This is a genomic window from Kitasatospora sp. NPDC085464 (genome assembly GCF_044541955.1).
Taxonomy (GTDB): domain Bacteria; phylum Actinomycetota; class Actinomycetes; order Streptomycetales; family Streptomycetaceae; genus Kitasatospora.
The window spans coordinates 1-25,308 of record NZ_JBITTM010000006.1; the positions used below are offsets into that span (position 1 = coordinate 1).

16 protein-coding genes are annotated in these 25,308 nt (G+C 75.7%); 7 read left to right on the forward strand and 9 right to left on the reverse strand.

Translation table 11 applies throughout. The annotated features are described in order from the left end of the window. Positions 1-241: 241 nt before the first annotated feature. From ACIGG8_RS06890 to ACIGG8_RS06915, 6 genes are all read right to left on the reverse strand, one after another. Positions 242-1,192: a VOC family protein gene (locus ACIGG8_RS06890; protein ID WP_396546189.1), complete on the reverse strand. Its 951-nt coding sequence runs from the start codon at positions 1,190-1,192 to the stop codon at positions 242-244. Between the two features lie 99 nt (positions 1,193-1,291). Further along, on the reverse strand, positions 1,292-2,011 hold the full coding sequence (locus tag ACIGG8_RS06895; RefSeq protein WP_350520991.1) for a YoaK family protein: 720 nt from the start codon (positions 2,009-2,011) through the stop codon (positions 1,292-1,294). Next, complete coding sequence (locus tag ACIGG8_RS06900; RefSeq protein ID WP_396546190.1) at positions 1,992-2,516, reverse strand: DoxX family protein; 525 nt, start codon at positions 2,514-2,516, stop codon at positions 1,992-1,994. Before ACIGG8_RS06900 ends, ACIGG8_RS06895 begins: the two co-directional genes overlap by 20 nt. Before the next feature lie 62 nt (positions 2,517-2,578). Then, a complete protein-coding gene (locus ACIGG8_RS06905) occupies positions 2,579-3,241 on the reverse strand; it encodes a hydrolase (RefSeq protein ID WP_396546191.1) in 663 nt (220 codons plus the stop codon). 161 nt (positions 3,242-3,402) lie between these two features. Next, positions 3,403-5,274: an amidohydrolase gene (locus ACIGG8_RS06910; RefSeq protein ID WP_396546367.1), complete on the reverse strand. Its 1,872-nt coding sequence runs from the start codon at positions 5,272-5,274 to the stop codon at positions 3,403-3,405. A gap of 334 nt (positions 5,275-5,608) precedes the next feature. Then, complete coding sequence (locus ACIGG8_RS06915) at positions 5,609-6,445, reverse strand: alpha/beta fold hydrolase (RefSeq protein WP_396546192.1); 837 nt, start codon at positions 6,443-6,445, stop codon at positions 5,609-5,611. 322 nt (positions 6,446-6,767) lie between these two features. Here ACIGG8_RS06915 and ACIGG8_RS06920 point away from each other — a divergent pair, with 322 nt between their 5' ends. Together ACIGG8_RS06920 and ACIGG8_RS06925 are read left to right on the forward strand one after the other, a co-directional pair. Then, positions 6,768-10,208 carry a right-handed parallel beta-helix repeat-containing protein gene (locus tag ACIGG8_RS06920; RefSeq protein ID WP_396546193.1) on the forward strand — a complete coding sequence of 1,147 codons (3,441 nt, stop codon included), beginning with the start codon at positions 6,768-6,770 and terminating at the stop codon, positions 10,206-10,208. A 264-nt stretch (positions 10,209-10,472) separates the two neighbouring features. After that, entirely contained in the window at positions 10,473-11,162 is a 690-nt protein-coding gene (locus ACIGG8_RS06925) for a sigma-70 family RNA polymerase sigma factor (RefSeq protein WP_396546194.1), read from the forward strand. A gap of 12 nt (positions 11,163-11,174) precedes the next feature. On the opposite strand, the gene ACIGG8_RS06930 is transcribed toward ACIGG8_RS06925, so the two are convergent. Beyond that, a complete protein-coding gene (locus ACIGG8_RS06930) occupies positions 11,175-14,078 on the reverse strand; it encodes a BTAD domain-containing putative transcriptional regulator (RefSeq protein WP_396546195.1) in 2,904 nt (967 codons plus the stop codon). Between the two features lie 229 nt (positions 14,079-14,307). Here ACIGG8_RS06930 and ACIGG8_RS06935 point away from each other — a divergent pair, with 229 nt between their 5' ends. From ACIGG8_RS06935 to ACIGG8_RS06945, 3 genes are all read left to right on the forward strand, one after another. Next, complete coding sequence (locus tag ACIGG8_RS06935; RefSeq protein ID WP_396546196.1) at positions 14,308-14,481, forward strand: hypothetical protein; 174 nt, start codon at positions 14,308-14,310, stop codon at positions 14,479-14,481. 67 nt (positions 14,482-14,548) lie between these two features. Then, on the forward strand, positions 14,549-17,329 hold the full coding sequence (locus tag ACIGG8_RS06940; protein ID WP_396546197.1) for a BTAD domain-containing putative transcriptional regulator: 2,781 nt from the start codon (positions 14,549-14,551) through the stop codon (positions 17,327-17,329). Between the two features lie 407 nt (positions 17,330-17,736). Further along, positions 17,737-20,058 (forward strand): ATP-binding protein, encoded by a 2,322-nt coding sequence (locus tag ACIGG8_RS06945; RefSeq protein ID WP_396546198.1) that lies wholly within the window; start codon positions 17,737-17,739, stop codon positions 20,056-20,058. Positions 20,059-20,175: 117 nt separating this feature from the next. Here ACIGG8_RS06945 and ACIGG8_RS06950 read toward each other — a convergent pair whose 3' ends face one another. Further along, complete coding sequence (locus tag ACIGG8_RS06950; RefSeq protein ID WP_396546199.1) at positions 20,176-21,498, reverse strand: serine hydrolase domain-containing protein; 1,323 nt, start codon at positions 21,496-21,498, stop codon at positions 20,176-20,178. A 357-nt stretch (positions 21,499-21,855) separates the two neighbouring features. On the opposite strand from ACIGG8_RS06950, the gene ACIGG8_RS06955 reads away from it, so the two are divergent. Both ACIGG8_RS06955 and ACIGG8_RS06960 read left to right on the forward strand, forming a co-directional pair. Then, positions 21,856-22,851, forward strand: coding sequence for a phospholipase D-like domain-containing protein (locus tag ACIGG8_RS06955; protein WP_396546200.1), 996 nt, complete (start codon positions 21,856-21,858; stop codon positions 22,849-22,851). A 127-nt stretch (positions 22,852-22,978) separates the two neighbouring features. Further along, on the forward strand, positions 22,979-23,872 hold the full coding sequence (locus tag ACIGG8_RS06960; RefSeq protein ID WP_396546201.1) for an alkaline phosphatase family protein: 894 nt from the start codon (positions 22,979-22,981) through the stop codon (positions 23,870-23,872). Positions 23,873-23,882: 10 nt separating this feature from the next. Here ACIGG8_RS06960 and ACIGG8_RS06965 read toward each other — a convergent pair whose 3' ends face one another. Next, complete coding sequence (locus tag ACIGG8_RS06965) at positions 23,883-25,265, reverse strand: MFS transporter (protein ID WP_396546368.1); 1,383 nt, start codon at positions 25,263-25,265, stop codon at positions 23,883-23,885. Positions 25,266-25,308 lie beyond the last annotated feature (43 nt).

Sequence of the window (25,308 nt, forward strand, 5' to 3'; positions counted from 1 at the left end):
CGCGCGCCCCCCCCCCCCGGGCGGGCCCCCCGGGGCGCCCCCCCCACCCCGGGGTCACCCCCGGCGGGCCCCCCCGGGGGGCGGGGGGCCCCCCCCCCGGGGGGGGGCGGGGGGGGGGGGGGCGCCCCCGGCCCCCCCGCCGGAGGGTCGACCGGGACGGCCGGTCGTTCGCCACGGTTCACGCCGTGCCGGTGACGCCTCGCCGGGCGTCGCTCACCAGGCGTCGCTCATCGGGCGTCGCTCATCGGGCCATGTGGACCTCCGCGACGTAGCCGCCGGGGAAGCGCACCATCGCGGTGTCCCGGCCGCCCGCCGTGACCGGACCCGACAGCACCGACGCGCCGGCGGCCCTCGCCCGCTCCAGCGTCGCCCCGAGGTCCGGCACGCCGTAGCCGGTGAGCTCCCGGCCGAAGGGGTACGGCAGGTGGCCGTCCGTCACGGCGACGGTGGTGGTGCCGAAGCCGGAGGTGAGCGTCAGCAGCCGGTACGTCGTGCCGGGCAGGCCGATCGCGGCGCCGTCGGCCCGCCGGTCGTCGGAGACGATCCGGCCCCGGGTGAAGGCGAGGTAACTGCGCAGGAACCCGCCGACCGCGTCGGGGGAGAGGTAGAGCCGGTTCTCCGGCACGCTCGCCAGGGCGGGGTAGGACGGCGGGGTGGTGTGCACGTAGAGCTGGGCGCTGATCCCGCCGGGGAACTGCACGACGGCGTCGCGCCCGATCGGGTCGGCGAACGGCGCCACCGTCACGGCCGCGCCGTCGGCCCGGGCGGCGCGGACCGCCTGGTCGAGGTCGGTCACCAGCCAGCCGGTGCGCTCGGTGCCGAACGGGGACGGGACGGGGGTGGTGTAGTCGAACACCGACAGGGTGCCGACCGGGGAGAGCACCAGCTCGGAGAGCGTCCGGCTCGGCGTGGGCGTCACCTGGGTGGCGTTGGGCCCGATCGTCGTCCCGCCGAAGGTGGCCACCCAGGAGGCGACGAACGCCTGCTCGGTGCCCGGTTCGACGTAGACGTGGGTGGAGTCGTACTGCGGGCCGACGGCGAACTGCCGGTGGGCGTACGTCGGGGCGGCCTGGGCGGCCTGCGTCGTCTGAGTGCTCTGGGTGGTCTGGGCCACCGAGGCGGCGGGGACCGCGGTCAGGGCGGCGATCGCCGCCACCAGCGGGACGACGCGTCGCAGGAAGCGTCGGTTCATCGGGGACCTCCCGGTCGTCGGCGCGCCCGGCGCCCGCTGAGCGGGGCCGGGCGCGTGCGGGGTTCGTGATGGTCGATCGAGTCGGTGGAGGAGTGCGGATCAGGCCACCGGCGGCGCCCAGTGGGCGTCCGGGGCCGAGATCCGGTGGGCGGTCACCGCCGTGGCCAGGAGCAGCAGGGCGGCCAGGGCCAGGGCGGTGGCGGTCTGCCCGTGCAGGACCAGGGCCGCCCCCGCGAGGCCGCCGAGCAGCATCGCCAGCGCGGAGAGGATCCGGCGTCCCGGGCGCGGTGCCGCGCCGCCGGCCGCCGTGGAGTCGGCGGCCAGGCCGGTCAGGGTGAGGGTCAGCACGGTGGTGGTCAGGTCGGGCACGCCGAGCCGCCGCGCCGCCGCGTTCTGCAGGCCCATGCCCAGCCCCAGCAGGACGATCAGGGCGTGGTCGGCCCCGCCGGCCGCGGCGGTGGCGGCCGCCGCGGCCGTCAGGACCGTCTGGGCGCCGGCCGCCAGGGCCAGCAGGCGCCCGCGGTGGGCCGACGTCCGGCTGCCCAGCCGTCCGCCGACGAGCGCACCGGCCAGGAACGACCCCAGCGAGACCAGCGAGGCCGTGGCCGACAGCCCCGGGGCCCCCGCCAGGGCGAACCCCAGGAAGACCACGTTGCCGGTCATGTTCGCCACGAACACGTGGCCGAGGCCGAGGTAGCTCACCGCGTCCACCAGGCCCGTGGCCACCGTCAGCAGGAGCATCAGCGGCGGCAGCGGGCCGTGCCGGTCCGCGCGCGGCGGGACCAGCGTCCGCCCGGCGTCAGCCAGCAGGGTGCGCACCGGCCGCCTCCTCCCGCGGCGCGGGCGCGCGGTGCAGGACCGCCCGGGTGAGCAGGCCGCTCGCCGGGCCGAGCACCAGGGCCGCGACCGACAGCCAGAGCGGCCGGCCGGTCAGGCCGACGGCGTGGTCCGCGGACCACCGGCCCGGCCCGGTGAGGGCGAGCGCCCCCGAGACGACCACCAGCACCAGCGGGTACTCGTAGCCGTCGTTCTGCACCCAGAGCCCGTGCGGCAGCTTGACCGTCAGCGCCACGGTCATCACGCCCATGGCGACCATGGCCGCGAGCGGGGTGAGCGCGCCGAGGGCCAGGAACAGGCCCGAACCGACCTGCCCGGCGCCCGCCGCGAGCGCGGTGAGCGTCCCGCCGCGGAAGCCGTCGTGCCGGAACTCCTCCGTCCCGCCCGCGAGGCCGTTGCCGCCCAGCCGGAAACTCACCTTCTGTACGCCGTGCCCGGCGACGAGCAGGCCCACCACCACACGGAGGATCAGCAGTCCGGTGTCCATCGTTCCTGTTCCTGTTCCTGTCCCTGGTCGCTGTAGCTGATGCCGAGTCGGTGTGCGCCGACTCAGCCGGCGGCGTGCTCGCCGATGACGGCCTGCGCGTAGACGACCCCGAGGCCGTACGCACCGGCGTGCTCCTTGACGATCTTCATGACGGCGCCGTAGGTCTCCTGGCGCGCCCAGTCGCGCTGGAGCTCCAGCAGCACCTGGACCCAGGTGACCGGCACCGCGCCGGAGTGCATCATCCGCTGGACGGCGTGCTCGTGGGCCTGCGGGGAGACGCCGCCGGAGGCGTCGGTGACGACGTAGACCTCGTAGCCCTGGTCGATCATGGACAGCACGGGCAGGACCAGGCAGACCTCGGTCCACAGGCCGGCGATGACGACCTTGCCGCGGCCGGTGGCCTTGACGGCCTCGACGACCGCCTCGTCCTCCCAGGCGTTCATCGAGGTGCGGTCGAGGACCTCGGCCTTCGGGAAGACCGCGGCCAGCTGCGGCAGCAGCGGGCCGGAGAAGGACTCGGCGGCGACGGTGGTCAGCACGGTCGGGACGTCGAAGGCCTTGGCGGCCTTGGCGAGGCCGACGGTGGCGTTGATGATGGCGGTGCGGTCGCCGCTGCCGGTGCCGAAGAACATCTGCGGCTGGTGGTCCACGAACAGCACCACGGCGTTGTCGGGGGTCAGCAGGTCGGGGCTGGGGGTGGCGCTGACCTGGGAGACGTCGACCATGAGGGTTCCCTTCGGGTTCTTTCGGTGGATCCTTCGCGCGGTGATCCGCGGAGGAAGTCGGGTGGGTGGTGCGGTGGGTGCTCCGGTGGCCCGACCGGGGTGTCCGGTGGCCCGACCCGGGTGTCCGGCGGGCGGCCCGCCGGAGCACCCGGTGGGGCGCGTCAGAGCAGGAAGCAGGGGTCGAACGGCTGGGCCTGCTCCGTCGCCAGGCCGCGGCCGACGCGCCAGCGGAGGTGCAGTTCGGACTCGGCGACGACCTCGCCGAGCAGTTCGGCCTGGCGGGCGCCGGTGCCCCCGCTCCGGTGGGACCGGTAGCCGCCGAAGCGGGCGACCGGACTCCACGCCGGGCTGACCGCGGGAAGCTCCTCGTCCAGGCCCTCGTACTCCGCCGCGGCGTGCACGATCCGGCCGCCGACCACGGTCAGCAGGGACTCGATGTGCGGGATCTCGTGCTCGGGCACCGTGAAGAAGTCGTCGGACAGCACCGCGAGGTCGCCGTAACAGCCCGTCCGCAGCACGCCCTTGACGTCCTGCTCGCCGGTGAGCGCCGCGCCCGCCGTGGTGTACATCGCGAGCGCGGTGGTCCGGTCCACCCGGTTCTGCGGCGGCCGGATCGCCGGCCCGCCGACCGTGCGGCCGGAGACCAGCCAGTGCAGCGCGACCCACGGGTTGTACGAGGACACCCGGGTGGCGTCGGTGCCGGCGGCCACGGTCAGCCCGCGGTCCAGCATCGCGCGGATCGGCGGCGCCTCGGCGGCGGCGCCGAAGCCGTACCGGCGGGTGAACACCTCGCCCTGGAAGGAGAGCCGGTTCTGCACGGACAGCGAACCGCCGAGCGCCGCGATCCGGTCGAGGCTGTCCCGGGAGACGGTCTCCGCGTGGTCGAAGAGCCAGCGGTTCCCGGCCGGGAAGAGCCCCTCGGCGGCGAGCTTCTCGAACACCGCGAGGTCCCGCCGGATCGTCTCGTCGTACGTCGCGTGCAGCCGGAAGCCCCAGCCGTGCTCCGTGAGCATCCGGACGGCCTTCTCGAACTCGCCCTCGTAGCCGCCGAGTTCCGGACGCGGCTCGGCGAAGTTCTCGAAGTCGGCGGCGGCCCAGGTGAGGTTCTCGCCGGCGCCGTTCAGCCGCAGCCACTCGTCGCCGTCCCCGGGGCGGACCGACTCGATCCAGCGGGTGAGGTCGTCGAGTTCCTGGCCCGGGGTCTGCGGGAACAGGTGGTAGGCGATGCGCAGGGAGAGCAGGCCCTCCCGGGCGAGCTCGGTCACCGTCGCGTAGTTCTCCGGGAAGTTCTGGAAGCCGCCGGCGGCGTCGATCGCGGAGGTCAGCCCGAAGCGGTTCAGCTCGCGCAGGAAGTGCCGGGTGGACGACTTGCGCTCCTCGGGCGCCAGGGTCGGCGCCTTGGCGAGGGTGGAGTAGAGGATCAGCGCGCTGGGTGCGGCCAGCAGCATGCCGTTGGGCTCCCCGCCGCGGCCCCGGACGATCTGGCCGCCCTTCGGGTCGGGAGTGTCCCGGGTGTAGCCGACGGCCTGCAGCGCGGCGCGGTTGAGGACCGCCGACTGGTAGAGGTGGAGCACGAACACCGGGGTGTCCGGCGCGGCCTCGTTCAGTTCGGCGGGCGTGGGCAGCCGCCGCTCGGCGAACTGCTCCGCCGACCAGCCGCCGACGACCCGCACCCACTGCCCCTTCGGGGTCCGGGCGGCCTGCTCCCGCAGCATCGCCAGGCCCTCGCGCAGCGAGGTCACACCGTCCCAGCGCAGCTCCAGGACGTAGTTGAGGCCGCCCCGGATCACGTGCAGGTGCGAGTCGTTGAGGCCGGGCACCACCCGCCGGCCGAGGGCGTCCACCACGGTGGTGGCGGGCCCGATGAGCGGGGCGACGTCCGCGTCGTCCCCCACGGCCGTGATCAGGCCCTCGCGGATGGCGAGGGCGCCGGCCTGTGGGCGGCGGGCGTCCCCGGTGTGGATCTTCGCGTTGCGGACGACGACGTCGGCAGCGTTCTCGACGGCGCGGGGGACCAGCCCGCCGACCGGCATTGCAGGCACCGCTCCAGCCTCCTGTGAGGGTTCGGACCGCCGCCCCGGTTCGGGCGGCGGAGGGGCGTCCGGGCGGGGCCGGGACTCACCGGCCCGGCTCCGCTCCGATCACCTGAAAGAACGTTAAGTCGCAGGTGGGACGGCTGGTTGGCGCACAGTGCACCGTCTCCGGTCCGCCAGTGAACCGGCCGGGCGGGGCACCGGGCGCGGCCGGTGGAGCGGGGTCGCAGGGACGACGGAAGAGCCCCGGGCCTCCCCCCGTCCCACCGGACGGGGGGAGGCCCGGGGCTCGGTGCCGGGGCGGACGGGCCGCCCCCGGGTCACGACGCGTCGGTCACTTCGCGAGGAAGGCCAGCAGCGCCGCGTTCACCTCCTCGGCGTGGGTCCACAGCAGGCCGTGCGGCGCACCCTCGATCTCCACGTACTCGGCGGAGGGCAGGGCCCGGTGGAAGACGCGGGCGGTGTTCTCGATGGGCAGGGTGCGGTCGCCGGTGCCGTGCAGGATCAGGGCGGGCACGTCGATGCGGGGGATGTCGGCGCGGAAGTCGGTGTACCAGGTGGTCGGTGCGGCCGAGGCGGCGAAGGAGCCGCCGGAGGCCGCGGTGTTCCAGCTGTTGCGGACGGCCTCCTCGCTGATCCGGGTGCCGAGGTTCTCGTCCAGGTTGTAGAAGTCGTTGAAGAAACCGGTGTAGAAGACGAACCGGTCGGCCTTCACCGCGGCGACGATGCCGTCGAAGAACTCCTGCGGGGCGGCGCCGTCCGGGTTGTCGTCGGTCTTGAGCAGGAACGGCTCCAGGGAGGCCAGGAAGGCGACCTTGGCGACCCGCTCCGAGCCGTACGAGGACACGTAGCGGGCGACCTCGCCGGTGCCCATCGAGAAGCCGACCAACACGGCATCCCGCAGGTCCAGGGTCTCCAGCACGGTGTTCAGGTCGGCGGCGAAGGTGTCGTAGTCGTAGCCGGTGGTCGGGTGCGAGGACTGGCCGAAGCCGCGGCGGTCGTAGGTGATCACCCGGTAGCCGGCGTCGAGCAGCGCGGCGCTCTGCCGCTCCCAGGAGCGTCCGTCCAGCGGGAACCCGTGGATCAGCACGACCGGCTGACCGGTGCCGTGGTCCTCGTAGTAGAGGTCGACGGGCGTGGTGTTCTCCTGGCCGACGGTGATGAACGGCATGGGGGTCCTTCTCTCTTGCGTGCTCGTGGTGCCGATGTCTGCCGGCACAGCGCGCGGGCTGCGCCGGGCCACCCACGCTAGGACCGGGCGTGCGCGGGTGTTTGCCGCCGAGAGCACTGCGTCTCGTCCGAGAGTGACTGACGGTCCGTCCGCTCCCGGGCGGAACCCGCCCCGGAGACGGCGTGCCGGCGCGCGGGCTCCCGCCGGGCGGACACCCCCGTGAACCGGCCCGGCCCGTACGGCCGTAGCACCGGAGAGGACGCGCCGCCGGTGCGTCCCCCGACCGGGCCCACCCCGCCCCACGACGAAGGGAACCCCAGGCATGTCGCGCCCGGTGCTGACGGTCTGCGCGGAGCAGCGGGAGCCCGGCTCCCACCGCACGATCGGCGCAGCCCTCCAGGCCGCCCGCAGCGGCGCGGTGATCTCGGTACGCCCCGGCCACTACGACGAGAACCTGGTGCTCACCACGGCGGTCACCATCACCGCCGAGGCCGGCCGGGGCAGTGTGCGGATCGGTCCGCGGCACGGCTCGGTGGTCCACGTGATCACCGACGACGTCCGGCTGACCGGGCTGGTGCTGCACGGCCAGGACGACGAGCTGCCCGCCGTGGACGTCCCGCGCGGCCGGCTCGCCCTGCAGGACTGCGACGTGACCGGCAACGCCTGGGCCGCCGTGCTCACCCGCGAGCAGGGTGAACTCGCCATGCACGGCTGCCGGGTGGTCAACCCGGTCGGCGCCGGGCTGGTCGAGACCTCCACCGGTGGCAGCGTCATCGAGGACAGCGTCATCGAACACCTCGGCACCTCCGCCCTGGTGATCGGCGAGCGGGCCGACCCGACCGTACGGCGCTGCGTGCTGCGCGACGCCCGGGGCAACGGCGTGTGCGCCAACGGCGAGGCCCGCGGCACCGTCGAGGACTGCGAGATCTCCGCCACCGACCGGCCCGCCGTGGCCCTGGAGGAGCGGAGCACCACCCGCCTGCTGCGCACCGAGATCCGCGACAGCGCCCTGGGCGTGTACGTCGGGTCCAGCGCCCGGGTCGTGCTGGAGGACTGCACCGTCACCGCCGTCCGCGGCCACGGCTACGTACTCGCCGACGGGACCGACCCGCTGCTGCGCCGCTGCCGCGCCGTACGCCCCCAGGGCCACGGCCTGCACATCGCGGGCCGCTCCCGGGGCACCCTGGAGGACTGCGAGGTGAGCTCCCCCGCCGGGACCGGCATCCACGTCGGCGAATCGGCCCGTCCCGTCCTGGTCCGGACGGTGGTGCGCAACGCCGAGGCCGACGGCGTCGAACTCACCGGGGAGAGCGCCGCCGAGTTCGACCGGCTGGAGGTCCGGGACCCGGCCGGCACCGGCATCGTGGTGCGCGACGGCGCCGACCCGCTGCTGCGCCGCACCGCCGTCACCGCGGCGGGCGGCCACGGGATCGAGGTGCTGCGCGACGGGCGCGGCCGGATCGAGGACGCCATCGTGCTCGACTCCGGCAGACACGGCGTCCGCGTCGCCGACGGCGCCGACACCCACCTCGCCGGCAGCCGGGTGCACGGCAGCGGGGCCTGCGGCATCTCGGTCGGCGCCGAGGGCGTCGCCACCCTGCGCGACGTCGAGAGCGCCGACAACGCCCTCGACGGCGCGAGCGTCGAACGCGGCGGCGAACTGACCGCCACCCGCGCCGTGCTGCGGGCCAACGGCCGCCACGGGCTGCACCTGGCGGCGGGCGCCCGCGCCGCGCTGACGGCCTGCCGGCTCACCGGCAACACCGTGGACGGGCTGCGCTGCGACTCGGCGGAGCCCGTCCGGCTCACCGGCTGTCTGGCCGCCGGGAACCGGGGCGCGGGCCTGCGGCAGACCGGGCCGACCGACCGGCTCGCGGTCGAGGACCTCGACAGCCGGGACAACGGGTCGCCCGACGCCGTCGGCCCGGCGGCGGTCGCCGGGGTCGGTGGTGCGCCCGGGGCCGCCGCTGTTCCCGGGGCAGCTGCTGTTCCCGATGCCGCCGCTGACCCGGGACCGCGGGGGGCACCGGGGGCGCAGGGTTCGCAGGGGCTGCAGCAGGGGTTGCAGGGTTCGGGGGGGCCGCAGGCCGTCCTGCAGACCCTGGTCGGGTTGGAGGGCGTCAAGGAGCAGGTCGCCACCCTGGTCAACCTCAACAAGCTGACCCGGCGCCGCGAACAGGCCGGCCTGCCGGCCCTCCCGATGAGCCGGCACCTGGTCTTCGCCGGGCCGCCCGGCACCGGCAAGAGCACCGTCGCCCGGCTGTACGGCGAACTCCTGGCCGAACTCGGCGTGCTGCGCAGCGGCCACCTGGTCGAGGTCGCCCGCGCCGATCTGGTCGCCCCGGTCATTGGCGGGACCGCCCTGAAGACCACCGAGGCGGTCAGGGCGGCCCTCGGCGGCGTGCTGTTCGTCGACGAGGCGCACACCCTCTCCGGCGGCACCGGCTTCGGCTTCGGCACCGGCTCCGGCGGCGTCGGGACCGGCCCCGACTTCGGCCGCGAGGCCATCGACACCCTGGTCAGACTGATGGAGGACCACCGCGAGGACCTGGTGGTGATCGTCGCCGGGCACGAGGCCGAGATCCGCGGGTTCCTCGCCGCCAACCCCGGCCTGGCCTCCCGGTTCAGCCGCACCGTCGAGTTCCGCGACTACAGCGTCGACGAGCTCACCACGATCGTCGAGCACGCCGCCGCCGGCCACGGCTACGAACTCGCCGAGGGCACCCGTGCGGCGATCGCCGTGCACTTCGAGCGGTTGCCCGGGGGCGCCGCCTCCGGCAACGGCCGGGCGGCCCGCAGGGTGTTCGAGGGGATGGTCGACCGGCAGGCCTCCCGCCTCGCCGGGCTGGAGCACTTCGACAACGCCGCACTCGCCCGGCTGCTGCCCGCCGACGTCGGCGGGCCGGCCGCCGCGGCCGGGGCCCGGGCGGCCGATCCCGGGGAGCCCGGCCTGCTCGACCGGCTGCGCGCCATGGTCGGCCTCGCCGCCGCCAAGGAACAGGTCGAGGACCTGCTCAACCTCACCCGGCAGGCCCGCCGCCGCACCGACGCCGGGCTGCCCACCGCCGCCATCGGCCACCACCTGGTCTTCGCCGGCCCGCCCGGTACCGGCAAGACCACCGTCGCCCGGCTGTACGGCGAACTCCTGGCCGAACTCGGCGTCCTGCCCGGCGGCCGGCTCGTGGAGGTCGCCCGCGCCGACCTCGTCGGCCGCTACATCGGCCACACCGCGCAGCTCACCCGCGACGCCTTCGAACGCGCCCGCGGCGGCGTGCTGTTCATCGACGAGGCCTACACGCTGACCCCCCGCCACGGCGCCGTCGGCGACTTCGGCCAGGAGGCCGTCGACACCCTGATGAAACTCATGGAGGACCACCGCGACGAGGTCGTGGTGATCGCCGCCGGCTACCGGGAGGAGATGCAGGGCTTCCTCGCCTCCAACCCCGGCCTGGCCTCCCGCTTCTCCCGCGAGATCACCTTCGAGCACTACGCGGACGACGAACTCGTCACCATCGTCCGGCGGCAGGCCGAGGCGGCCGGCTACGACTGCACCCCGGAGACCCTCACGGCGCTCGGCACACTGTTCCGGGGCGCCCGGCGCGACCGCTCCTTCGGCAACGGCCGGTTCGCCCGGCAGGTGCTGGAGGCGATGATCACCCGGCAGGCCGGCCGGCTGTCCCGCGTGGACGTGGTGGACCTGGACGAACTCGGCCTCCTGCTGCCGACGGACATCCCGACCGATCGGATCGGCGGCCTCGCCTGACGGACGCGCCCTCCGAGGGCAGCACCCTGCCCCTCGCTCCGTGCCCGCCGGTGCCACCGCCCCACGTGGCACCGGCGGGCGGCGCGGGTGCCGTGGGCGGGGCGTTGGCGGATCGTTGGCGAGGACTTGGCGGGGTCCGGCAGTGTGCTGTTGCAGTCGCCGCCGGGCCCGTCCGGTCGGCGCCCAGCGGTGCCCTGCCCGTACCGCGCCCCCCCTGCCCGACCTGAGAGGTAGCGCGTGTCGAAGCCGTTCGTTGCTCAGCCCATGCCCGTCACCGAGCCCGCTGCGGGCCCGTCGGACGCGGCGGCGGCTGCCACAGACCAGGCGCGCCAGGACGGCCAGGACCGCCGCGCCCGCCAGGACCGCCAGGACCGCCAGGACCGTCCGACCCTCGACCCGGACACGCTCGCCGAGATCCACCGGCTGCACGGCGGCTACCTGCTGCGCTCGCTGCTGCGGGCCACCGGCGGGGACCGCGGCAAGGCCGAGGACATCCTGCAGGAGACCCTGCTGCGGGCCTGGCAGCACCCGGAGGCGCTGAGCAACGGCCCGGAGCAGAGCCGGCCCTGGCTGTTCACGGTGGCCCGGCGGATCGCGATCGACCACTACCGGATGGCCGCCGCCCGCGCCAAGGAGGTGATCGGCGAGCCGCTGGAGGACCGCCCGCTCGCCGAGGACCCGTACGAGCAGGTCGTGGCCGCGCGGGACATCGCGCTGGCGCTGCGCCGGGTGCAGAAACACCACCGCGACGTGCTGGTCGAACTGCACCTGAAGGACCGGTCGGTGCTGGAGGCCTCGGCCAAGCTGGGGGTGCCGCCGGGCACGGTCAAGTCCCGCAACTTCTACGCGATCCGGGCGCTGCGCCCGGTCCTGGCGGCGGAGCACGGGTACGCCCCGGCCGGGAGCCCGTCGTCGGCGGCCGCGGAGAGCGGCGCCGCCTCGGCGACCCGGTGACCGTCCGGCGTCTCAGCGCCCCGGTGACCAGTCCGCCGAGCGGAGGCTGAGCTCCTCCAGGGCGGCGGTGAACTCGCTCCGGCAGCCCGCCTGCCGGTCGTGGGAGCGGAAGCGGTCCAGTGCGGTGCGCAGCCGGCCGCTCACCTCCCGCTGCCGGCCGCGGGCCAACAGGTGGGCGGCGTAGGACTGTTCGGCGAGCGCGTGCAGGTAGAGCAGGCCGGCCTCCTCGCAGGCGGCGAGCAGCCGGTGCCAGGCGAGGTCGGCGGTCTCGTCGCGGACGGTCGGCGGGAGGGCCTGGGCCTCGGTCAGCAGCGACCAGAGGTGGACCTGGGTGACGGGGGTGGGCGGCAGCAGTTCGCGGGCCTCCCGGGAGTGGCGCTGCGCGCCGTCCCGGTCGCCGGTCGCCAGGCTCACCCAGCCCTGGTGGACCTTGGCGTCGACGAGCCGCCGGCGGTTGCCCGACGCGAGGGCGAGGGCGGTGGCGGAGGCCGCCAGCCGCTCGGCCTCGGCGGAGCTGCCGAGCATGGCGGTGACCAGCGCGAGGGTGGCGAGCGAGCGGACGCGCGCGGACGCGGCCCGCGGTCCGTCGGCGGAGTCGGTGGACTCGTTGGAGTCGGCGGAGTCGGCGGAGTCGATGGAACCGATGGCGGCGGTGGCGGCCACCGCCTTCCGGGCCGCCTCGGCCGACTCGTGCCGCCGTTCGAGCGCGACGAGGGCCTGCGCCCGGCAGTTGTGCAGCAGCGCGACCGCGACCGGGTCCCCGCACCGCTCGGCCGCCTCCTGGCCCACGACGGCGCGGGCGAGCCAGTCGGTGAAGCGGCTGGCGCCGTAGTAGAGCGAGCCGCTGGTCAGGGCGAGCCGCCAGGCGCGGGCGGGGTCGGTGACGGCGGTGGCGTCGACCAGCGCGCGGACGGCGGGTTCCTCGGCGCGGAACCAGTCGAGCGCGGTCCGGATGTCGCCGACGGACGGGAGGGCCTGCGGTGCGTGGACGGGCGGCTCGGCGTCCTCCTGGCCGGGGTCGAGAAGGAGGCCGCAGCGCTGGAGGGCGGCGAGGTAGTAGTCCGCGAGGCGTTCGCGGAACAGGCGTCGGCGCGCCTCGGGCAGCTCGGCGAGCAGTCCGACGCCGTACAGGCGGACCAGGTCGGTGCGGCCGTAGCGGGCCGGGGCGGTGCCGGTGAGCAGGTGGTGGGCGGCCAGTTCGCCGAGCGCCCGGTGGGCGGTGGCGGGGTCGGTGCGGAGCAGGGCGGCGCTCGCCAGGGCGTCCACCTCGTCGCCGGGGTGGACGGCCAGGGCGGTGAGCAGTTCTGCGGCGGACGAGGAGAGTTGACGATGTGTCAGATCAAGCTGCGGGCCGATGCCGAGGCCGTCGCCGGCATCCAGGACGGCCAGCCTGCGCTGTTCGTCGTCGAGTTCGGCGACCAGCCCGGCGATCGTCCACTCCGGCTGGGCGGCCAGGCGGGCGGCGGCGATCCGCAGGGCGAGCGGCAGCCGGTCGCAGCGGCGGACGAGGCGGGCGGCGGCGTCCGGCTCGGCGCGCACCCGCGCGGGCGTCAGGGCGCGTTCCAGGAGGTGCCGGGCGTCGCCCTCGGGCAGTGCGGCCAGCCGCAGCAGGGTGGCCCCGTCGAGGGCGACCAGGGCCTCCAGCGATCCCCGGCTGGTGACGACGGCGGCGCAGCCGGTCCCCTCGGGCAGCAGGTCGGCGACCTGGTCCGGGTCGGCGGCGTCGTCCAGGACCACCAGCAGCCGTCGGTCCCTGGTGTGTTCGCGGAAGAGCGCGGCGCGTCCGGCGCGGTCGGCGGGCAGGGCGTCGGTGGGGACGCCGAGCGCGTGCAGGAAGTCGGCGAGGACGGCGTCGGGGTGCGCCGGGCCGGCCGGGGCGAGGCCGCGCAGATCGGCGTGCAGCCGGCCGTCGGGGAACCGGTCACCGGCCCGGTGGGCCCAGGCGGTGACCAGCGCGCTCTTCCCGACGCCGGCGGGGCCGACCACCAGGACCGGGCCGTCCGCGGCGCGGTCCGGGGCGCAGGCCTCGTCGAGCCGGTCGAGCTCGGCCTGCCGTCCGACGAAGTCCACCATGCGGCGGGGGAGTTGCTCCGGGACACGGGCGGCGGCGGCCGTCGGCGGCAGGGGAGCCGGGGCCGGTCCGTCGTCGGCCAGCACCTCGGCCAGGGCCGCCTGCAAGGCCGGACCGGGCCGGATCCCCAACTCGCGGTCGAGCCGCAGCCGCGCCTGGTGGTAGGCGGCCAGCGCGTCCGCGGGGCGTCCCGCCTGGTGCAGGCAGCGCATCAGCAGCGCCACCAGCTCCTCGCGCAGCTCGTTCGTCCGGACGTGCTGCTCCAGCACCGGCACCGCCGCCGCGCCAGTGCCCTGGCGCAGCCGCAGCGACGCCCAGCGCAGCAGGGCGGCGGTGCCGGACTGCTTCAGGTGGTCCACCGCGGCGGTGCGCAGCGGGGTGTCGGGCAGGTCGGCCAGGGCCTCGCCGCGCCACAGCCGCTGCGCCTCCTCCAGCAGGGCGATCGCCTCGGCGTCTCCGGAGACGGTGCCGGTGGCTCCGGTGAGGTCGAAGGCATCGGCGTGCCCGGCGTGCTCGGCGGCCAGGGCGGTCAGCGACTCGAAGCGCAGCGCGTCCACCTCGTCGGCCGGCCCGGTCAGCAGGTAGCCGGACGCCCGGGTGTGCAGCTCGAACGGCGTGTCGGCGAGCACCTTGCGCAGCGCGGCGACGTGCCCCTGCACCGCCGCCCGCGCGCTGGCCGGCGGCCGCTCGCCCCACAGCGCCTCGCAGAACCGGTCCACGGTGACGACGCGTCCGAGCCCCAGCGCCAACAGTGCGAGGACGGCCCGGCGCTGGGCCCCCGCCAACGTGGTGAAGCCGTCCGCCCCGGCCCGCAACTCCACCGGGCCGAGCAGCCGAATCCGCACCAGGTACCCCCACGATCGCCGCTCACCCCACCCGGAGTGGGCTCGGGGTGGAGCAGTGTAGTGCGCGAACCGGTCCGGTCCGCGGCAGGTCGTCGCCCCTGCCCCCGGTTGACGTGGTCGGGGCCTGGACCGGTTGCGTCGGTCGTCGAGGGGCGCCACTCCTCGGCCCACGCCGATCCCGGGCCCACGAGGGGCGCCGGCCCCGGCCCGGTCCCGGCCCGGACCGTTCGTGGCGATCCTGTCCGCGGCCGGCTTCACCGCCCGGGGCGCCGCCGACGAGTTCGCGCCGTTCACGGTGCGGGTTCTCGCCGGGCCGGAGCCGGGCCCGGAGTCGGACGCGTGGCCGGCCTGGTCGGAACACCGGGCCCCGCCCGGCGGGGCGGACCGGTCCGCCGGAGCATGAACGGCCGGGGCCGGCCGTCGGGCCTATCCTCGGACCGGAGTCCGCAGGTGGGGGAGGGGAGGGACGCGTGCACATCGATCTGCTCGGGCCGATGCTCGTGCGGCGGGAGGACGGGACGGCGGTGACGCCCTCGGCCCCCAAGCGGCGGGCCCTGCTGAGCGCGCTGGCCGTACGGCTGAACCAGACGGTGGCCACCGAGGAACTGATCGAGCTGGTCTGGGACGGCGCGGCGCCGCCCACCGCGCGGGCCGCGCTGCAGGGGCACGTCGCGGCGCTGCGCCACCTGCTGGACGACCCGGCGCTGGTGCTGGACACCCGGGGCTCCGGGTACCTGCTGGCCGGTGATCCGGAGCGGGTCGACGCGCTGCGCTTCGTCCGCCTCTGCGAGGAGGCCGACGTGCTGCTGCCCGGGCCCGGAACCCCCGGGGCACCGGCCGCGGAGGACCCGGTGCTGCCCCTGCTGCGCGCCGCCCTGGACCTGTGGCGCGGCCCGGCGCTCGCCGACTGCGGCTCCGTCCGGCTGCGCGAGCGGGCCCTCCCGCACCTCACAGACCTGCGGCTGCGCGCCCTGGAACGGCTGGCCGACGGGCGCCTGCGGGCGGGCCGCGGCGGCGAGTCGGCCGCCGAACTGGCCGAGGCTGCCGACGCCCACCCGCACCGGCAGACGTTGACCGCCCGGCTGATCCGCTGCCTGGAGCAGGACGGGCGGCGCGCGGAGGCCCGCGAGCGGTACGAGCGCGCGCTGGCCCGGCTGTCCGGCCCGCCCGGACCGGAACTGCGCCGCGCCGGTGAGCCGTTCGGGGCCCGGCCGGACCCGGTCGACCGCCGCTTCGTCGGCCGGGGCGCCGAGCTCGCCCGGCTGGACGAGGCCCTGCCCGCCGCCCGGGCCGGCCGCCCGATCCTGGTCACCGGCCCGGCCGGGGTCGGCAAGACCGCCCTGGTCCGGCAGTGGGCGGCGCGGCACGGCGCCGGGCAGTTCCCGGACGGTGTCCTCCGGGCCGAGCTGCGCGGCTTCGACCCGGACGGGCCGCGCGAACCCGCCGACGTGCTGGGCGAGTTCCTCACCACCCTGGGTGTCGCCCCGGACGCCCTCCCCGCGTCGACCGCCGAACGCTCCCGCCGGTACCGCGAGTTGGTCGCCGGTCGGCGGATGGCGATCCTGCTGGACGACGCCGCCTCCTACGAGCAGCTCGCCCCGCTGCTGCCCGACCCGCCACCGCCGGCGGACCCCGGGCGCGGGAGGCCAGGGCTCGGCGCCGGGGATCCGGAGCCCGAGGGCGGGGATCAGGCGGCCGACGGCTTGGATCCGGATCGCGAGGGCGGGGGTCCCGGGCCCGTCGCCGTCGTCACCAGCCGCGGCCGCCTGCTGCGGCTGCTCGTCCGCGAGGGCGGCCTTCCGCTGCCGCTGGGCCCGCTCACCTGCGAGGACGCCACCGCGCTGCTCGCCCGCACGCTCGGACCGGAGCGGACCGGGGAGGACCCGGACACCGCCGCGGAACTCGCCGAACTGGCCGAGCACTGCGACCGCCTGCCGCTCGCGCTGCGCCTGGCGGCCGCCCGGCTGGCCGCCCGGCCCGACTGGTCCCCGGGCGACCTCGCCCGTGAACTCGCCGGTGAGGAAACCTGGTTGGCCACGCTCGCGGGCACCGGCGCCATCTCCGCGCGCGGCCCGATCGGCCTCATCGCCGCCCTGGACCGGACGTGCCGGACCCTGCCGCCCGACGCCGGCCGGCTGTTCACCCTGCTCGGCCTGCACCCCGGCGCGGTGATCGACACCGACACCGCCGCCGCCCTCGCCGACCTACCGCCCGCCGCCACCCGCACCCTGCTGGCCGGGCTGGACGCCGTCCACCTGCTGGAGGAGACGGCCCCCGGCCGCTACGCCCGGCGCGAGCTGGTGCGCCGCCACGCCGCCCGGCAGGCCGCCGAACTCACCTGCGACGAAAGGTTCGTGGCGCTCGACCGGCTGATCGCCCACTACCTGGACGTGACCGCAGACCGGACGGCCGGGTGCGCGGCGGCCGGGTGCCCGACGGCCGGCGCCGGTGAGCGGGCGGCGGCCTGGTTCCGCCGCGAGGAGAGCGCCCTGCGCGCCGTCGTGGTCAGCGCCGAGCAGTACGGGCGGACCACCGGCTCCTGGCAACTCGCCCACCGGATCTCGCTGTTGTACGAGGCCACCGGTCACGAGCCGAGGCACTGGCGGGCCGTCGTCGAGGCCGGGCTGAGCGCCGCGCACGCCGACGGGGACGAGTCGGCCGTGGCGCGGCTCGGCACCGACCTCGCCGTCCTGCACATCGCCCGCGCCGCCCACCGCACGGCCGCCGAGCAACTGGACCTCGCCGTCGCCGCGGCCGATCGGGCCGGCGACCCGGCGCTGCGCCACCACTGCCGGAGCCGGGTGGCCGCCGCACTGCTGCGGGCCGGCCGCTACGAGTGGGCGCTGCCCCTGCTCACCGACCTGGTGGCCGCCGCCCGGACGCCGGCCACCGACCATCTGCTGGTCCCCTCGCTCACCGGCCTCGCCGACGCCCTGGTCCTGGCGGGCGACCCGGGCCCGGCCCTCGCCCACGCGGACGAGGCCGTCCGGGCGGCCACCGCCCGCTCCGGCGGCGCCCCGGCCGTCCTCGCCACCCACAGCCGCGCCCGCGCCCTGCACGCGCTCGGCCGACGCGATGCCGCGCTCTCCTCGGCCCGGCTCGCCGTCGCCCTCGGCCGCACCGTGGGCGATCCGGCGCTGGAGGCCCGCTCGTACGGCCTGCTCGCGGACCTGCTGGACGAGCTGGGCCGCAGCGCGGAGGGCGCCGAGACCCGGCGCCGTGCCGAGCCGCCGACGGCGGGCGGCAGCTGACGGACGGCCCGGCGGGCAGCCCGGCGGCGGGGAACGGGAACCCGGAGTGAACCGCGCCCCGCCGTCGAGCCGTTGTCCAAGGAGCGGAACCACAGGCGGAACTACCGGCAGTTCCGGCGGGTGGAGCCGCCCGCGCACCGGGCCGTCCGGCCCCCGGGCAGTGCGCCCGGACCGGCGTGGGACGCCGACGAACGATCGGGTGCGAGGATTTCTGCCGCCCGGCCGTACTTCTGCCCGGCGGTTCCCGTCGGGCGCGGGAGCCAGGCGGAAGTGCGAAACGCACGGACGCACGGACGCACGGACGCACGGACGCACGGACGCGTGAACGGGCGAACGTACGAACGCGTGAACGCGCGGACGTGCGGAACCGGCAGGACCGGCAGGACCGAGTGAGTGAGGTGGCGGGCATGGCGACCGGGGTCGACGGGACGGGCACCGACGTGGGCGGGTTCAGCCGCCTGCTGGCCGGGCACCGGGTGGCGGCCGGCCTGACCCAGGAGGAGCTGGCCGCGGCGGCCGGGGTCAGCCTGCGCGCCCTCGGCGACATGGAGCGCGGCCGCACCCGCGGGCCGCAGCGGCGCACCGTGCAGGCCCTGGCCGTCGCCCTGGGGCTGGACGGCGGGCAGGCGCAGGAGCTGGACCGCGCCGCGCAGTCCGGGCGCCCGCGCGGGGTCCGGCCGGGCCGGGCGGGCGTCCCGGCCCAGGCCTCGCCCCGGGAGCCGGTCCACCGGGCGTCACCCGGCGCCGGGGGCCAGAGCGCCCTCGCCCTGCCCCGTGACATCGCCGACTTCACGGCCCGCGAGGGCGCCCTGGCCGCCCTCGTCGGCCTCGCCTCGGACGACCGGCCCGCCCACCCCCGGGTGGTGCTGGTCAGCGGTCAGCCCGGCCTCGGCAAGACGGCCTTCGCCCTGCACGCCGCCCACACCCTGGCCGGGCGCTTCCCGGACGGCCAGCTCTCCCTCGACCTCGGCGGCATGTCCGCGCAGCCGCTGTCCGCCCGCGACGCCCTCGGCCAGGTGCTGCGCGCCCTCGGCGTCGAGGACGCGGTGGTGCCCGCGGGGACGGAGGAGCGGGCCGGCCTCTACCGGGCGCTGGTGCGCGAGCGGCGGTTGGTCCTGGTGCTGGACGACGCCGCCGACGAGAGCCAGGTGCGCCCGCTGCTGCCCGGCTCCGGACCGGCCGTGACCATCGTGACCAGCCGCAACGCGCTGCCCGGCCTGGAGTCGGTGCACCGGCTGGGCCTGGACGTGCTCGCCCCGGCCGAGGCGGCCGGCCTGCTGGCCCGGATCGCCGGCCGGGAGCGGATCGAGGCCGCGCCCGACGCCACCGCCGAACTGGCCCGGCTCTGCGGCTACCTGCCGCTGGCGCTGCGGATCGCCGGGCAGCGGCTGGTCGCCCGGCCGCAGCAGCCGGTCGCCCACCTGGTGCGCCAGCTGGCCGTCGAGGAGAACCGCCTGGACCTCCTGGAGACCGGGGACCTGGCGGTCCGCCCGGCCTTCGAGCTGTCCTACCGCCGCCTGCCCGCCGAGTCCCGGCTGGTCCTGCGGCGCTGCGCGCTGACCGCGGGCCCGGACTTCACGGCGGTCGTCGCCGCCGCCTACGCCGGCCGGGCGCCGGGCCGCACCGAGCTGGTGCTGGAGCAGCTGGTCGACGCCGGGCTGGTGCAGCCGGCCACCCCGGACCGCTACCGCCTGCACGACCTGGTGCGGCTCTACGCGAGCGAGCGGCTGGCCGTCGACGAGACGGCCCTGGAGCTGGCCGAGGCCCGTACCCGGGCCGGGCGCTGGATCCTCGACCGGGCCGCCGGCTACGGGCTGCGCTTCGACCCCGAGCACGGCGGGGCCGCAGCCGCGACCGCCGGTTCCGCGCACCTCACCGAGGCGGCCCGCTGGCTGGAGGACGAGCACGCGGAGTGGCTGGCCGCGCTGTACCAGGCGGAGCAGGCCGGCCGGTACCGGGAGGTGGTCGACACCGCCGAGGCGATGCACTGGTTCTCCGACCGGCTGCTCAGCTGGGGCATCTGGGCGGAGGTGTTCCAGCTCTCGGTGGACGCCGCCCGCGCGCTCGGCGACCGGCGGGCCGAGGGGGTACACGTCAACTATCTGGCCTGGACGTACGTCACCTGTCTGCACCGCTACCAGCGCGGCATCGAACTGGCCGCCGAGGGGCTGGAGCTGGCCCAGGAGTCGGGCGACCGGGAGCAGCAGGGGTGGGCGCTCACCTACCTGGCCTCCGGCCTGCGCTACCTGCGGCGGCACCGCGAGGCGACCGACGCCTTCCACCGGGCGGCGGACGCCTTCGCCGAGCTCGACAGCCGCGCGGCGATGATCGGCCGGCTGGTCACCCTGCGCGGCGCCGCCAACTGCCTGCGGGACTCCGGCCGGGCCGAGGAGGCGGTGGACGTCCGCAGGCGGGCGCTGGCCGGTGCGCTGGAGCTGGTGGAGCGCTGGTCCGCGCCGCTGATGAACCTGCTGGCGGCCATGACCGCCCACGAACTGGGCCTGGACCGCGCGGCGTTGAAGCGCTGGCCGGCCGCCGAGAAGGCCTACCGGCAGGCCCTGGTGCACTACGAGGCCGTCGGGCGGCCGGACAGCATGACCAAGACGCTGACCGAGCTCGGCACCGCGCTGATCGAACAGGGCCGCGCCGAGGAGGCCCGGGAACTGCTCACCGAGGCGCTCACCGACCTGAGCGCGGACGGCCCGCGGCCGGCGCCGCCCCGGCACTGACCCCGAGCGCCCGTTCCCTGCCCGCAGTCGGAGGGAACGGGCACCCGGAGTGAGCGGGCACCCGGGGGATCGGGCCGCCGGGGTCAGCCGGGGTCGGATCCGGGGTCGGATCCGGGGTCAGATCCGGGTGTCCTCCACCACGGGCAGCTGCGCCACCGGGGCGCTGCCCGGAGCACCGGCACCGTTGGCGTCGGCAGCCGGGAGGTCGGCACTCGGGAGGTCGGCACGCGGCGCGAAGGCCGTCCGCGGTGCGACCGCCGGCTTCTTGCCGCAGAAGGCCGGCTCCAGCGTGTTCATAAGCCCCTGGGTCACCGCGCCGTTGTTGGAGGCGTTGGCGAAGACCACCACGCTGCGCCGCCCGTCCTGGGTCACGAAGGACTGGGTCTGGAAGCCCTGCACGATACCGCCGTGGCCGTACACGTCCCCGCAGGACAGCGAGATGCGGCGCAGGCCCAGGCCGTAGGAGATCTTCGCGGTGGGCGTCGGCAGGGCGGCGGTCATCTGGCGCACCGAGTCGTCCGAGACCAGCCCTCCCGCGCCGCCGGCCAGCAGCGCGGTGAGGAAGCGGTCGAGGTCCCCGGCGTCGGAGATGACGGCGCCGGCGCTCCAGACCCAGGAGCCGGTCTGCTCGGTGGAGTCCAGCAGCGGCTTGCTGCGGTCGTCGTTGGTCAGGTAGCCGGTGACGTGGGCTCCCTGGATCCGCTGGTCGGGCACCACGAAGGAGGTCTTGCGCAGGTGGAGCGGCTGGATGATCCGCTCGTTCAGCACCTCGGCGTACGGCTGCCCGGTGAGGTGCTCGACCGCCAGGCCCATCAGCACGAAGTCGGTGTTGGAGTAGGAGTAGCGGCTGCCGGGGGTGTACTGCGGGCCGTGCTTGACCGACATCGCCACCAGCTCGCGCGGGTCGTACTCCTTGGTGCGGATGCGCGCCTCGAACGCGCTGGTGGTCTCCTCACCGGCCTGCTCCAGCAGGTCGTTGGTGTGGTCGTAGATGCCCGCCCGGTGCTCCATCACCTGACGGCCGGTCATGGTCCAGCCCTCCGACAGGGTGCCCTCGGGCAGGTAGTCGCGCAGCGGCTTGTCGAGGTCGATCCGCCCCTCCTCCGCCAGCTGCATCACGAGAACGGCGGTGAACATCTTGCTGTTGCTGCCGACCCGGAACCTCCACGAGGAGTTCATCGGGGTCCCGTCCAGGTCGGCCTTGCCCACCGACACCGAGCGGGTGCTCTCCTTGCCGCCGTGGTCGCGGATCACCGCGAAGGCACCCGGGGCGCCGGCCCCGGTGGTGGCCTGGAGGGCGGCGAGCACGCCGGGGACGTCGGAGGCGGGCGCGTCGGCGGTGCCCCGGTCGGCGGCCACGGCGTGGGCGGCACCGGTCGCCACCAGGACGGCAGCGGTGGCGGCCACCGCGAGGGGACGCAGAAGGCTGGTCTTCGCCATGTTCCTCGGTTCTCTCGTCAGCTGACGCGGCGTCGGGCCGCGCCGATCGAAGATCACTATCACCGGCCGGGACGGTCGAAGGCAACGTGAACCGGTTCGCCCGCATCGCCCGTTACGGACACCGGCGTGTCGGCCGCACCGTTCGTTTCCCGCTCCGGGGCCAAGGTTTCACCTGCTGTCGTCTACCCGCGTTGACGGCTGCACATCATGCTGTTCGGGCGCCTGACGCGCGTTCCGGTGCGCTCCCCGCGCCGGCCCCCTGCCCGCCGGAACCCCTCACCCGACGCCCCGCCCCAGCGCCGCCCTGCCCCGCCCAGCTTCCGCTCGCCAGCCCCTCGTCGACCACGGAGCTTCCCCATGCCCCTGTCCTCCCTGGCGCGCCGCGCCGGCGCCCTGCTGCTCGCCACCGCCGGTCTGATACCGCTGTCCGGCAACGCCCACGCGGCCACCACGGCCTCCGCCGGGTTCACCGCGATCGTCTTCCCCGACCAGGACCACACCGTGGTCGACAACCTCATCGACTCGGCGACCCGGTCCGTCGACGTCACCATGTACGAGCTGCGCGACACCACCGCCGTCAACGCGCTGATCGCCCGTCAGTGGGCGGGGGTGAAGGTCCGGGTGATCCTGGACGGCGCGCACACCTCCGTCAACGGCTCCGCCTTCTCGGCCCTGCGGGCCGCCGGGGTCGGCGTGACGTACTCCTCCACGGCCTTCGTCTACACCCACCAGAAGACCGTGACGGTGGACGGCGCCACGTCGTTGATCATGACGGGCAACCTGGACTCCACCTACTACGCGAACGACCGCGACTACGGCGTCGTCGACACCGACGCCAACGACGTCGCCGCGATCGAGCGGGTCTTCGCCGCCGACTACGCGAAGACCGCCGTCACCCCGACCGACGGCGACAACCTGGTCTGGTCGCCCACCGACTCGCAGTCCCGGCTGGCGGCCCTGATCAACGGCGCGCGGACCAGCCTCGACCTGGAGCAGCTGGAGTTCGGCGACCCTGCCCTGGTGGACGCCGTCGCCGCGGCCGCCGCGCGCGGCGTCAGGGTGCGCGTGGTCGGCATGAACCCGAGCTCGTACGCCGACGACTTCGACCAGGTGACCGCGGCGGGCGGCGCGGTCGTCACCTACTCGTCGACCACCGGTCTGTACGTCCACGCCAAGGCGATCGTCGCCGACTACGGCACGGCCTCGGCCAAGGTGTTCGCGGGCTCGGAGAACTTCTCGGACAACTCGCTGAACCACAACCGCGAGCTGGGCCTGATCACCACGGACTCCGGGGTGCTCGACACCATCGAGTCGACCGTCGCCCGCGACTTCGCGAACGGCAGGCCGTACTAGCCGTCACCAGCCGTCCTCACGCGGGCGGTTGCGCCGGCAGCGCTGCGCGCACCCGCCGTACGGGAGACGTTCCCACCCCCCCCAGGCCGAGCGGCTCGCCGGGCCGCTCCTCACCCAAGGATTTGTCATGACTTCGTCCACAAAGCCCAAGAGCCCCCGCTCCCGCCGCACCGCCACCGCGATCGGCTCCGCCGTCGCCCTGGTCGCCGCCTCCGCCGGCCTGTGGGCCGCGACCGCCACCACCGCGCAGGCGGCCGCCCTGCCCACGCCCGACCACATCATCGTCGTGGTGATGGAGAACCACGCCTACACCCAGGTCATCGGCAGCAGCAGTGCCCCGTACCTCAACTCCCTGAAGGCGGGCGGCGCCAACCTCACCCAGTCCTTCGGCATCACCCACCCGAGCGAGCCGAACTACTACGCGCTGTTCTCCGGCTCCACCCAGGGCCGCGTCGACGACAGCTGCGTGAAGGTCGGAGGCTTCCAGAGCGCCAACCTGGCCTCCGAGGTCATCGCCACCGGCAAGACCTGGGCCAGCTACAACGAGACCCTGCCCAGCCAGGGCAGCACCGTCTGCAGCAGCGGCAAGTACGCGCAGAAGCACAACCCGTGGTTCGGCTTCGGCAACGTCCCGCTCAGCAGCGCCAAGACCTTCGCGCAGTTCCCGACCGACTACAGCACCCTGCCGAACGTCTCCTTCGTGGTGCCGAACCTCTGCAGCGACATGCACGACTGCTCGGTCAGCACCGGCGACACCTGGATCAAGAACAACCTCGGCGCCTACGCCACCTGGGCGCAGACCCACAACAGCCTGCTGGTCGTCACCTTCGACGAGGACAACAGCCTCTCCGGCAACCGGATCCCGACCGTGGTCTACGGCGCCCACGTCACCCCCGGCAGCAGCTCCGCCACCACCTACAACCACTACAACGTGCTGCGCACCCTGGAGGACCTGGCCGGCACCGGCAGCCACGCGGGCAACGCGGCCTCCGCGAGCGACATCACCGGCATCTGGAACTGAGCGGCGGCGGTCAGGGCGTGATCCGGGCCTGTGCCTGATCCCGATCCTGAACCTGATCCTGAACCCGGGCCGGTGGCTGTTCGGCCGCCGGCCCGGGCGCGGTTGCGGCCGCATTGCCGTTCCCGGCTGCGTTCCCGTTGCCGTTCCCGGACACGGGCTCGGCAACGGGCCGCGTGCCGTGCCGGCGGACCCCCGGCACGGCGGCCGTGCCCGCGCAGACCAGCGTCACCAGCGCCGCGGCCGCCAGCAGCGGCACCCGGCTGCCCCAGGCGTCGGCGGCCAGCGGTGCCAGGACGTACCCGACCGGGGCCGCGCCCAGCGAGAGCAGCCAGTCGTACGAGGTGACCCGGGCCAGGGTCGCGGCCGGGAAGTCCTGCTGCACCACCGTCGACCACACCGGGTTGAGGAAGCCCAGCCCGGCCATCGCCACCGCCTGCGCGGCCACCACGACGGGCGCCGGCGTCGGGACGGCGAGCGCGAGCAGCGGCAGCCCGTACAGCGCGAGGGCGAGGTTGCCGGCCAGCACCGGGCGCCGCGGGCGGAGCCGTCCGGCGATCAGCGAGCCCACCAGCAGGCCCACCGCCCCGGCCTGGGTCACCGCCACCCAGGCGCCGTCGCCGCCGAGGCGGGTGGCGGCGATCAGCGGGCCGAGGGTGAGCAGTACGGCGCTGGCGCCGTTCCAGATCCCGTGGGCGATCAGGCTGGTCCAGTACCAGTCCCGGGCGCGCACCTCGCTCCAGCCCTCGGCGAGGTCCCGGCGCAGCGAGCGCGGTCCGCCCGGGGTGCGGTCGGTCTCGTCGGCCGCGCCGGCCTTGTCGGCGGGTTCGACGGTGAGCCGGGTGAGCAGTGCGGCGCTGAGCACGAAGGAGGCGCCGTCCAGCAGGAACGCCCAGCCGGGCCCCGCGGTGTACACCAGCACCCCGGCGAGGGCCGGGCCGGCCAGGCGGGCGGCGCCGCTCGCGGTGCCGAGCAGGGCGTTGGCCCGCAGCCGGTGCTCGCCCGGGACGGTGGCCGCGACCAGCGGCGAGGCGGTGGGCATGGCGAAGGCGGAGGCGGCGCCGCCGACGGCGGAGGCGATCGCGATGTGCGGCAGGCTCGGGTGCCCGCCGAGCAGTTCCAGGCCGACGAGCAGCTGGGCGACGGCCCGCACCAGGTCGGTGGTGAGCGCGACGAGGCGCGGGTCGAAGCGGTCGCCGGCCACGCCGCCGAACGGCAGCAGGAACAGTCGCGGCACCATCGCGCAGCCCAGCACCACGGCGAGCGCGGCCGAGGAACCGGTGGCCCGGGTAACGGCGATGGCGAGGGCGGCGGGGACGACGGCGTCGCCGAGGGTGGAGATCGTGCGGCCGAGGAAGAGCAGGCGGAAGCCGGGCAGGCGCAAGGGGTGTTCGATCACGCGGCGCACTGTATTTCGGTACCGAAATTTTGGCAACGAA

Excerpts from the sequence above, each read along its gene's own strand:
- ACIGG8_RS06890 (WP_396546189.1), bottom strand. The coding sequence starts at position 1,192 with ATGAACCGACGCTTCCTGCGACGCGTCGTCCCGCTGGTGGCGGCGATC.
- ACIGG8_RS06900 (WP_396546190.1), bottom strand. The coding sequence starts at position 2,516 with ATGGACACCGGACTGCTGATCCTCCGTGTGGTGGTGGGCCTGCTCGTC.
- ACIGG8_RS06905 (WP_396546191.1), bottom strand. The coding sequence starts at position 3,241 with ATGGTCGACGTCTCCCAGGTCAGCGCCACCCCCAGCCCCGACCTGCTG.
- ACIGG8_RS06910 (WP_396546367.1), bottom strand. The coding sequence starts at position 5,274 with ATGCCGGTCGGCGGGCTGGTCCCCCGCGCCGTCGAGAACGCTGCCGAC.
- ACIGG8_RS06915 (WP_396546192.1), bottom strand. The coding sequence starts at position 6,445 with ATGCCGTTCATCACCGTCGGCCAGGAGAACACCACGCCCGTCGACCTC.
- ACIGG8_RS06920 (WP_396546193.1), top strand. The coding sequence starts at position 6,768 with ATGTCGCGCCCGGTGCTGACGGTCTGCGCGGAGCAGCGGGAGCCCGGC.
- ACIGG8_RS06925 (WP_396546194.1), top strand. The coding sequence starts at position 10,473 with ATGCCCGTCACCGAGCCCGCTGCGGGCCCGTCGGACGCGGCGGCGGCT.
- ACIGG8_RS06945 (WP_396546198.1), top strand. The coding sequence starts at position 17,737 with ATGGCGACCGGGGTCGACGGGACGGGCACCGACGTGGGCGGGTTCAGC.
- ACIGG8_RS06950 (WP_396546199.1), bottom strand. The coding sequence starts at position 21,498 with ATGGCGAAGACCAGCCTTCTGCGTCCCCTCGCGGTGGCCGCCACCGCT.
- ACIGG8_RS06955 (WP_396546200.1), top strand. The coding sequence starts at position 21,856 with ATGCCCCTGTCCTCCCTGGCGCGCCGCGCCGGCGCCCTGCTGCTCGCC.
- ACIGG8_RS06960 (WP_396546201.1), top strand. The coding sequence starts at position 22,979 with ATGACTTCGTCCACAAAGCCCAAGAGCCCCCGCTCCCGCCGCACCGCC.